This window comes from Maribacter sp. 4G9, assembly GCF_002742265.1.
GTDB lineage: Bacteria > Bacteroidota > Bacteroidia > Flavobacteriales > Flavobacteriaceae > Maribacter.
Genome location: NZ_MDGL01000001.1, coordinates 1 through 937, shown reverse-complemented (window position 1 = coordinate 937; position 937 = coordinate 1). Strand labels below are relative to the sequence as shown.

The window sequence follows — 937 nt, the reverse complement described above, 5'->3', positions numbered from 1 at the left end:
CAACAACTTGAAAACGAGATCTAAAGTCTCACAGAACTGAACGTGATTTAAGTAGTAAAAGAGAGAGGATTATCAATGTTGTCGAAGTCGTAAGCTTCACCGTGTATAGTAACCTTAATTCTCTCTTTTGTTCTTTCTGATTAACACATCAATTTAAAGAGAATCAAACTTAAGACGTGTATAATCCAGCAAGCGGAATCACTCGCTAGATAAATTTTGCTACTTTTAACTTCAGGATATCCTGAAACTGATTTGACAAACCAAAGTTGCCAAATCATACACAAACACGTTAGGCAAAATAAAAATCAAACAATATGAAAACGAAAATTGGAAATATCGCTAATTATTTAGCAGCACTAATACTTTTAGGAATGGGACTTATATATTTATTCAAAAATAGTTTTATGCCGTATCATAGTGATGCAATTTCTCTAGAGTGGAATGAGGTTGATTCAAACATTCAATTTTTAATTCTAGCATTTATGAGGGCTATGTCTGGTGGATTTATAGCAATCGCAATAGTTATCGCATTTCTTCAGAAAATATTTGCTTCTGACAAAATAGCGCGGATACCGTTACTTATTTTGATTGGTGGTTTAATTGTAAGTCTGACTTCAATATATGCTACATTGATTGTTCGATTCAATTCACCTGGAAAACCTCCAACTTCATTAGCAATTATTGTAATTGCGTTGCTAATAATTGGATATATATTCAATCGAAAATCACTAAAAAAGAATTAAGCACTTTGCCTAATCGAGTAGACGGGTCCGCCCCTAGTTAGGAACGGACTGCGCCTCTCACACCACCGTGCGTACGGGTCTCGTACACGGCGGTTCGTTATATCAGAACTTTACACTAAGGTAGTACGCTAGCATACTTTCGTAACCTCTTTTTCTTAGACGTTTTTCAGTAATAGTAGTCCTCAGTATAGGAC

The 937-nt window shown here is 35.3% G+C and carries 1 protein-coding gene; it reads left to right on the top strand.

Going from position 1 to position 937, the window contains the following annotated elements:
* Window positions 1-314 precede the first annotated feature (314 nt).
* Entirely contained in the window at window positions 315-743 is a 429-nt protein-coding gene (locus BFP75_RS00005; protein WP_099542435.1) for a hypothetical protein, read from the top strand.
* Window positions 744-937: the final 194 nt, after the last annotated feature.